General features: G+C 68.9%; 8 protein-coding genes and 2 pseudogenes. 2 read left to right on the forward strand and 8 right to left on the reverse strand.

The features are described 5' to 3' along the window. Positions 1-29: 29 nt before the first annotated feature. From ABFY07_RS42240 to ABFY07_RS42250, 3 genes and pseudogenes are all read right to left on the reverse strand, one after another. The gene (locus ABFY07_RS42240; protein WP_346179549.1) at positions 30-452 is read right to left on the reverse strand and encodes a PIN domain nuclease; all 423 of its coding nucleotides are present in this window, start codon (positions 450-452) and stop codon (positions 30-32) included. Next, entirely contained in the window at positions 449-652 is a 204-nt protein-coding gene (locus ABFY07_RS42245) for a hypothetical protein (protein ID WP_089512233.1), read from the reverse strand. The genes ABFY07_RS42240 and ABFY07_RS42245 overlap by 4 nt, the downstream gene beginning before the upstream one ends. A gap of 1,198 nt (positions 653-1,850) precedes the next feature. Beyond that, a pseudogene (locus ABFY07_RS42250) lies at positions 1,851-2,315 on the reverse strand (IS3 family transposase); the annotation flags it as partial. Between ABFY07_RS42250 and ABFY07_RS43390 the strand changes: the two are divergent. Next, positions 2,308-2,586, forward strand: a pseudogene (locus tag ABFY07_RS43390) (HNH endonuclease); the annotation flags it as partial. The pseudogenes ABFY07_RS42250 and ABFY07_RS43390 sit on opposite strands and share 8 nt — an antisense overlap. Positions 2,587-2,663: 77 nt before the next feature. Here the strand turns inward: ABFY07_RS43390 and ABFY07_RS42255 are convergent. The 4 genes from ABFY07_RS42255 to ABFY07_RS42270 are packed head-to-tail and all read right to left on the reverse strand — an operon-like array spanning position 2,664 to position 5,743. After that, entirely contained in the window at positions 2,664-3,575 is a 912-nt protein-coding gene (locus ABFY07_RS42255) for a GlxA family transcriptional regulator (protein WP_346179550.1), read from the reverse strand. 10 nt (positions 3,576-3,585) lie between these two features. Continuing rightward, positions 3,586-4,185 (reverse strand): isochorismatase family protein, encoded by a 600-nt coding sequence (locus tag ABFY07_RS42260; protein ID WP_346179551.1) that lies wholly within the window; start codon positions 4,183-4,185, stop codon positions 3,586-3,588. Positions 4,186-4,229: 44 nt separating this feature from the next. After that, a complete protein-coding gene (locus ABFY07_RS42265; protein WP_346179552.1) occupies positions 4,230-4,844 on the reverse strand; it encodes a DUF6817 domain-containing protein in 615 nt (204 codons plus the stop codon). Between the two features lie 5 nt (positions 4,845-4,849). After that, entirely contained in the window at positions 4,850-5,743 is an 894-nt protein-coding gene (locus tag ABFY07_RS42270) for a ketopantoate reductase family protein (RefSeq protein WP_346179553.1), read from the reverse strand. A 264-nt stretch (positions 5,744-6,007) separates the two neighbouring features. Here ABFY07_RS42270 and ABFY07_RS42275 point away from each other — a divergent pair, with 264 nt between their 5' ends. Then, positions 6,008-6,910, forward strand: a complete 903-nt coding sequence (locus ABFY07_RS42275; RefSeq protein ID WP_346179554.1) for a LysR family transcriptional regulator — start codon at positions 6,008-6,010, stop codon at positions 6,908-6,910. A gap of 30 nt (positions 6,911-6,940) precedes the next feature. On the opposite strand, the gene ABFY07_RS42280 is transcribed toward ABFY07_RS42275, so the two are convergent. After that, positions 6,941-7,534: a maleylpyruvate isomerase N-terminal domain-containing protein gene (locus ABFY07_RS42280; protein ID WP_346179555.1), complete on the reverse strand. Its 594-nt coding sequence runs from the start codon at positions 7,532-7,534 to the stop codon at positions 6,941-6,943. Between the last annotated feature and the right edge of the window lie 110 nt (positions 7,535-7,644).

The raw sequence follows: 7,644 nt of genomic DNA on the forward strand, positions 1-7,644 counted from the left end.
GGTGTGGTCCATGGTGGCCGTTGTCCTTGTCAGTCGACACTGCCGCGTGGGGCGATCCACTGGTGGGGTTGTCCGGTCACTTTGGCGATGGTTTCGAAGTCCGCGTCGTAGTGGAGCAGTGTCAGCCCGCACAGTTCTGCGGTGGCGGCGGTCATCAGGTCGACTGCTCCCGGTCCCTGGTGCAAGCTCGAGGTGACGAGGAGGTCTTGTACCTGCCGGGCGCGGGTCAGTGCACGGTCGGGCACAGGGGTCCAGCCGAAGGCGTCGTGGAGATAGCGTTCCAGTACGGCCCGTTCCTCGCGGCCGCCGACGGCATGGACCAGTTCAAGCTCGGTGATCTCGCACACGCTCATCCGGCCTTCATCAAGGATGGCGGCCCAGCGTCGCTCCACGGCGGGGATCCGGAACAGCCGGTTGCAGGCACTGGTGTCGATCAGATATGACTCGCTCACGCCGGGCGGGCCTCGCCGAAGGCGCCGCCCTCGCCGGCGAGCTCGCTCAGCCGCTGGCGGGCCGCGCGGCGCTGGTAAATCGCACCGACCGCGATGTCCACCGCCTTGGCCACGGCCTCAGTGTCGTCCTCGGTGTGCAGGAGCTGCTTGGCCTCGGCGAGGCGCTCCTCGTCGATCTCAATGGTGATCTTGGCCATCATGTCCTCCCGGAATCTCTTGCACCCTTACCATGATAATAAATCCCTTATCGATCGTGCGGGGTGCAGGTGCCGTGCGGCCAGTAAGGTGCATGCCGAGGGTCGGCCTCGGGCGGGGTGTCGGCGTCGGGTGTTTCGTGGATCGGAGCGGATGGCGCTGGGCTCGGTCCCGCGCGGTTAAAGTCGCCGGACCGCGGTTCGCGTCACTCGAAAGAGGGGTGCCTCGGCCGACTGTGCCCGGTGGTGCCTGCTGGCGCGTAGTGTGCGGGGGGTGTGCATCTTAGGCTTCACGTGGCGGTGTACGTCTCTGAACGGACCGCTACAGCCTGGTACGGATAGTTGCAGAGAGTAGTCACTACTGGGGGTCAAGGGGTCGCAGGTTCAAATCCTGTCGTCCCGACCAGCATCATCGCAGGTCGGAGGCCGTTTCCGCGGGTAGCGGAGGCGGCCTTAACCATGTCCGGGCAGGGAGCAATGGGGAGCCCTCTGGGAGCCCTCGTGCTCCCAACTCGCAGACGGGTCAACGGCGTCCGATTCGTCCATCACCCGATCCGGTAGACCTACGGCGCCGTACGGCGCCCCTGTGCGCCGTCGTCAACCGCAGGCTCCTGGGGGCACCCGGTTGATTCGGATGCTCTCTGCATCGAGAGGCATAAGGGCCCTTGTCGGCTCTCGACCTCCTTTCAGGGTGGGAGCACGGAGTCGCGCTCCCCATGCGACAGGGGTGGGGGGACTGTCGGTGATGTCGCTGAGTCGGTTTTCGCAGGCAGGTCGCACGCGGGCGTCCTGGTCGTTGCGAGCGACCTGCGTCAAGGCGAGGCAAAGCCCCTTGGCGTCCGCCGGCAGATAGGTCACTCCCAGAGCGCGAGTGCCGTATCCGGCTCTGGAGCGCTGTGGCGAGACAGTCGGCGGGGGTATCTCGGTGAAGAATAGTGTGCCAAGCGGACGAGCGCTTGCCGGAAATCCCATCCGTGCAGGTCATGGGGTATGCCGGTATGCATGGAGGGTGCCTGTGGGTGCCGGAATCTGTGTCACCCTATGCGACCTGCGAGTATTCGTAGATAAGGTCACTGAGTCGGTCGCGTCGACGAATGCGAGTGTTGTCCCTGGCGATGGGCGGCTCGGGGCTGGTGAGTTGGTCTGGTGGCCGTTGTCCGAGGGATCGGTGCGGCCGGTGTCTGTTGTAGCGCTTCGCGTACTCGTCGATGACGAGATCGGTGCGCATGTGATCCGCGATCGCCCAGCCGGTGAGGCGGCGTGAGGCGAGGTCGATGACGGTGGCCAGGTAGAGGAACTTCCCGCCGTCCACGGGACGATAGGTGATGTCGCCGACGTACTTCGTGTTCGGCTCGTTCGCGGTGAAGTCGCGGCCGATCAGATCCGGGGCCTTCGCCGCGGCGGGGTCCGCGATCGTGGTGCGGTGCCTGCGACGCAGCCGCACGCCTGCCAGGCCGATGCTCCGCATCACCCGCGCGATCCGCTTGTGGTTGATCCGCTCGCCGTCGTCGCGGAGCTCGGCGGTGATCCTGGGGACGCCGTAGGTGCCGTCCGACTCACGGTGCACGGCCCGTATCCGGGTGGCGAGAGCGGCGTCGGCCGCCTGCCGGGCGGCCCGGTCCGCGGCGGTGCGGCGCCAGTAGCAGAAGCTGGAGCGGGCGATGCCGAGGCCGGAACCTCCGTCTCCTGCAGAAGCTCGGATGCAGCTGGCTACCCTGACGGTCGCGCCTGAGAACGACGTGCCTGGGTACAGCAGGGCGAAGTTCCCGCACTGGGTGACCCAATACGGCAGCTGTGACACGCGCGAGGTCGTCCTCCAGCGCGACGGCGCAGACGTCACGCAGGACGACCAGTGTCGGGCCGTGTCCGGCAGCTGGCTGTCGGCCTACGACGGCGTGGTCCTCGACACGGCATCCAAGGTTGACATCGACCACAGCGTATCTGTACCTGCGACAGCTTGATCTCATTGAAATAAGAGATCAGGGCGTCGACGGCATGACATCGACGCGGCTACCGGTCAGATCTCGCGGGCTCGCAGGCGGCGCAGCATGCGGGGGTCCTCGAAACCGACCGCGCGAGCGGCGGCATCGACCGTGGCGCCGTGGCTGATGAGGTGCTGGGCGCGTTCGAGACGGAGGGTCTGCTGATAGCGCAGCGGGGTGAGGCCGCCGGTGGCACGGGTGAAGAGTCGGGTGAGGGTGCGTTCGCTCACGCCCACGGCCGCGGCCAGGGCTGGCAGGGGCAATGGCTGGTCGAAGGAGGCGTCAAGAAGGTCCTGGGCGCGGTGCACGGTGTCGTCGAGATGGGACCGGTACCGGAGCATGGCGCTGTCCTGGGGTTCATGGCCGTTGCGCCGCGCGTAGACGACCATGTTCCGGGCCACCTGGGCGGCGACGGCGGGGCCGTGCCGGGTCGCGATCAGGTGCAGGGCCAGGTCGATGCCGCTGGCGATGCCGGCCGAGGTGACCACCCGGTCGTCGGCGGTGTACAGGACATCGCGGATGACCACCGCCCTGGGGTAGCGGCGTGCGAGCTCGTCCTGCAGATCGTGGTGGGTGGTGCAGCGGCGGCCGTCGAGCAGACCAGCTCGGCCAAGCGCCTCGGCTCCCGCACAGACGCTGGCAACGGTGCCGCCCCTGGCGTGGTGGTCCCGGAGGAACTGCAGGGAGGCTGCACCGATGACGGGACTGGTGGCCAGGGCGAGCGCCCGCCAGCCGGGCACCAGGATCAGGTCCTCGGGGCCGAGCTCGGGCCAGTCGAGCCGGGCCACCAAGGGCAGGCCCTGAGCCGTGGGAATCAGCGCCTGCTCGGCGATGTAGCTGAGTGTGTAGGGGTCCCCGAAGTCGGCGGTCGTGGAAAAGACCTGCGCGGGGCCTGCTAGGTCCAGCAGATGGAGTCCGGGCACCAGGAGGAAGGCGATGTGGCTCACGATCCGGTCATCATGCCCGAGGCCCGGCCGCAGCCTCCAACTGCCCGACGGTGGCGATGGTGGCAAAGCGTCCCGCAAGGGCGTACTCCGTGCGCCTGATGATCTCCTCGGCGCTCAGTGTGCGGGGGTCCGAGAGCAGTTCGGCGATGCTCTGGTCGGCGGGAGCGTCACGGTGCGGGATGGGGTTGGTCGCGGTGGCGTCGATGACGAAGGTGACCAGATAGCCGAAGTCGCTCGCGACGCGGGTGGTGGTCTCCACACACTGCTCGGTGCGGATGCCGCAGACAGTGAGCTCGTGGATACCGCGCTCTGTGAGGAGTTGCTGGAGGTTGGTGGTAGTGAAAGCGTTGTGCGAGGTCTTGTGGATCAGTGGCTCCGTGTCCAGGCGCTCCAACTCCTCCATCAGCCGGACATGGCCAAGGGCGGGATCGAAGACATCGCCGCTGCCTGGCTCGGAATGCAGCACCCACACCACCAGGTCCCCGGCCTGGCGGGCGAGCCGGACCAGTCGGTCCACCTCGTCGGCGATCTTCGGGTTGGAGATGGTCTCCCACAGTGGGCGGGCACGGAAGGATTCCTGGACATCGATGACGATCAGTGCTCGGGTCATGCCCCCAAGCCTGACCGGCGCAGCGGGAGTGGCGACAGGCCTCATCAGGTCCTGGTACGGACCGATCCGGTCACAGCTGGAGCCGCGGCGACGCGGTGCAGGTCGTCCTTGCGGCGCATATTGCGCCACGGGCTCGGATCGTGCCACGGCTCCGCTCGGACTTCAGTCCGCCTCGTACCGAGCCAGACGCCGTCGCAGGGCAAGGTTCTCGCCGTGCGTGACCTCCAAGGTCTTTCGCAGCCTCTCGACCTCTGCGCGGTGCGCCTGAAGCGGTCGCGGAAGACCGCCGATCGCCCGCTCGCCAACCGGGGATACACGACTGCGCGGTCACAGCTGGCGTAGAGGTGGACCAGTGCCTCGGCCCGTTCGCCGATCAGCTCGGCGAGAAGCTCGCGCTCGTCGGTGCCCATCAGGGCGTGGTCGTACCCGTCGGTTCCGTACATCGCGTGACACAGTCCGGCGGCCTTCAGGTCCGGACCGGCGCCCCACTCCGCCAGCAGGCGGGCGACGCGGTTCAGGTGGTCCAGGAGCGTACCGCCGGGATGCTTTGTCTCGCCGGCGCCTCGGGCGCGCAGGAAGGCCTGGACAGCGGGCCAGGCCGCCGCAGGGTCACGGTCGCTTCCTGGTGAGCCGCCGTCGGATGGGATGGATCGCCGCATCGGGTTCAGGCCTCCGGGGTCGTCAGGCGTGCGACTTCTGCCACCAGTCGGGCCGTGACCGGGGTCTCGACGTGGTGGGCGGCGCCGGCGCGGAGGATGGCTCCGCCGATGGCGTCGACTTCGAGGGGGCGTCCGGCCTCGGCGTCACGCTGCATGGAGGACTTCATGGTGTCCGGGACGCGGTCGAAGAAGGAGAGAACGGTCTCGGTCGTCACCGGTGCGCCGGCGGCCTGGGCCACGGCGGTGATCTCGTCGAGCACGGTGAGCAGTTCCGGTCGCCGGTCGCTGCGGATGGTGCCGACGTCCGCGCGGTGTCGGGTGGTCAGCAGGGCGAGCGGGGCGAGGAAGGCGAGCTTGTCCCAGAGCATCGCCGTCTCGTCGCTCCGCAGGGTCACGTCGAGACCGGCGTGCCGCAGTTGCTCCGCGAACTCGTCGAGCGATGCGGCAAGTTCGAGGTTGGCGAAGGGGCTGGTGTGGTTGATGCGTCCTGGTGCGGTGCGCGTGGCTTCGACCCTGATCGTGCCGGCGGCGACCTCGGCCGAGGGGTAGCGATCGCGCAGCAGGCCGAGGTGGTCGAGGCCGTTGAGCAACGGGATCACGACCGCGTTGCCGAGGGCGGGGGCCGGGACGCGGTCGAGTGCCTCGTCCAGGGAGGTCTGCTTGACCGTCACGAAGACGGCGTCCACCGCCTCTCGCAACCGTGTGTCCGCCTCGACCGCTGCGGTGAAGTCCCCGTACTGGGCGCTTTCGACGCGCAGGCCGCCCTGGCTCAGTGCGGCGGCGGTCGCCTCGCCGGCCAGGCAGATGACGCGGTGCCCGTCACGGGCGAGGAGCGCACCGATCAGGCCTCCGACACCACCCGGTCCGAGGACGGCCACCGTCAGCGGGGTTGTGTTCATCTGAGCTCCTGTCGTCCTTGGGAGACCCGTTCAGCCGGGCGGAGGGCCGACGGGAGCCGACGGGAGGAGTGGCGCGTGGACCACGGCATCTCCCCTCAGCGCGATGCGGGTCGACACCCGCCGGCCGCTCACCGCACCGCGTCCGGACCGGGTGAGCGACGGGCGGGTTGCCGCCCTGGTTCCTGCAGCAATGATCAAGCGCCCCGAGACCCAAGTCAATCAACGGATTTACTGGAATCGCTCCAAGCGATACCTTGGGTCGTCGTGACTCTTGAAGATCTCCGTGTCTTCGCCGCGGTCTGTCGAGCCGGCTCGCTGAGCGCGGTGGCCCGCGACTTTTCCTGCACGCAGTCGGCGGTCAGCCAGCACGTGAAGCGGCTGGAGCGTGAGTTGGGCCTGAGCCTGCTGGAACGGCACACACGGGGCGTGGTACCCACGCCGGCCGGGCACACGCTGAGCGCGGCGGTCACCGAGGGCCTGGGCGGCATCGACCACGCACTGCGCCGACTCGAAGAAGCCGCGCGCGCGGAAGGCGGATCGGTGCGGGTCACGACGGGGGCCACGACTGTCCGGCACTTCATGGCCGCGGCCGTCGTCGACTTCCGGCGGCGTTTTCCCCGGGCCAGCCTGGAGTTCCAGACCGAGACCTCCAGCCGCGGCTGCTTCGACGCGCTCGCAGCCGGCCGCGTCGACCTCGCCTGGATCACCCTGGGGCTCCCGGTCCGCGCCATCGAGCAACGTCCTGTCGTCGAAATCCCCTGGGCGCTCGCCGTTTCGGCGTCCGATCCACTGGCGGCCAAGGCCCACGTTGAACCGGCCGACCTGCAGGACGCCCGGCTCATCGGGCTCCCGCAGAACTCAACCTCCCGCCTGCAACTCGGCGCCTGGCTCGCCGAAGCCGGGATCCAGCCGGTGTTCGACACCAGCGTCACCGACTGGGACACCGCGATCCTGCTGGCCGAGCTGGGACTGGGCCTGGCCGTCGTCCCGGCGCTGCCCGCCTGGAACGGCCCCGGGCACCCGGACCTGCGGCTGATCCCCGTCCCCGCGCTCCCCGCCCTCACCGCGGGCTGGGCGGTACGCCGCTGGGACGCCCTCTCCCCGCTGGCCCGCGCGTTCGCCGACACCGTCGCGCACCATTGCGGCAAGCAGACCGTCCGGGAATAGCCGCGGACCACGACCCACCGTCACTTCCGTTCATCGGTCAGGGCTGCGCGACCCCAGCCCGGTGTCGGCGGGAGCGGCCACGCCGGTGGTGTCGGCAGTTCGTTTCAACTCGAGGTCTTCGTCCGGGCCGCAGCCGACGAGCCAGGCAAGGAGTGCGTGGCCCGGGCCGGTCGCGGTGGGGCCGGTGGGTGCGAGGGTCCAGGAGCGGTCGAGGTCGGTCGCTTCGAAGCGAGCCTCTGGGAAGTTGCGTGCGGCCAACGAGGCGGCGGTCTCGTCGGGCGCCCAGGTGACATAGCCGGTGGGCCAGCCGTGGGTCGTGTAACTGTGCTTCAGGTCGCGGTGGTGGACTACGAGTTCACGCCGGGCACGGTGGAACGTGTACCAGGCGGGGTGTCGCCATCCCGCGAGGGCGGTGACCAGGGTTGGACAGCGGTCGGCGGGCATCGCTGCGGCCTCGTCGAGCATGCGGTCCAGGCTGTCGCGCAGGTCGGCGATGAACTCGGCGGCGCCGCGACCGGCGCCGTCACGCAGCGCGTGGTCCTGCGCACCGACATGCCGCAGGCGTACGAGTGTGAAGGCGACCTGTGTGGGTGTCAGCTTTCTGTCATGTGTGGTTGGGGCCATGTGGTCTGGGTGGCGTGGTCGGGGAAGTCGGCTCGCAGGGTCAGTTCGCCGCCGAGGGCGGTGATGTAGGCGGCCATGGTGTCGATCTGTGGGGTGCTGGCTCCGTTTTC

The organism is Streptomyces sparsogenes subsp. cuspidosporus (assembly GCF_039532705.1).
Lineage (GTDB): Bacteria > Actinomycetota > Actinomycetes > Streptomycetales > Streptomycetaceae > Streptomyces > Streptomyces sparsogenes.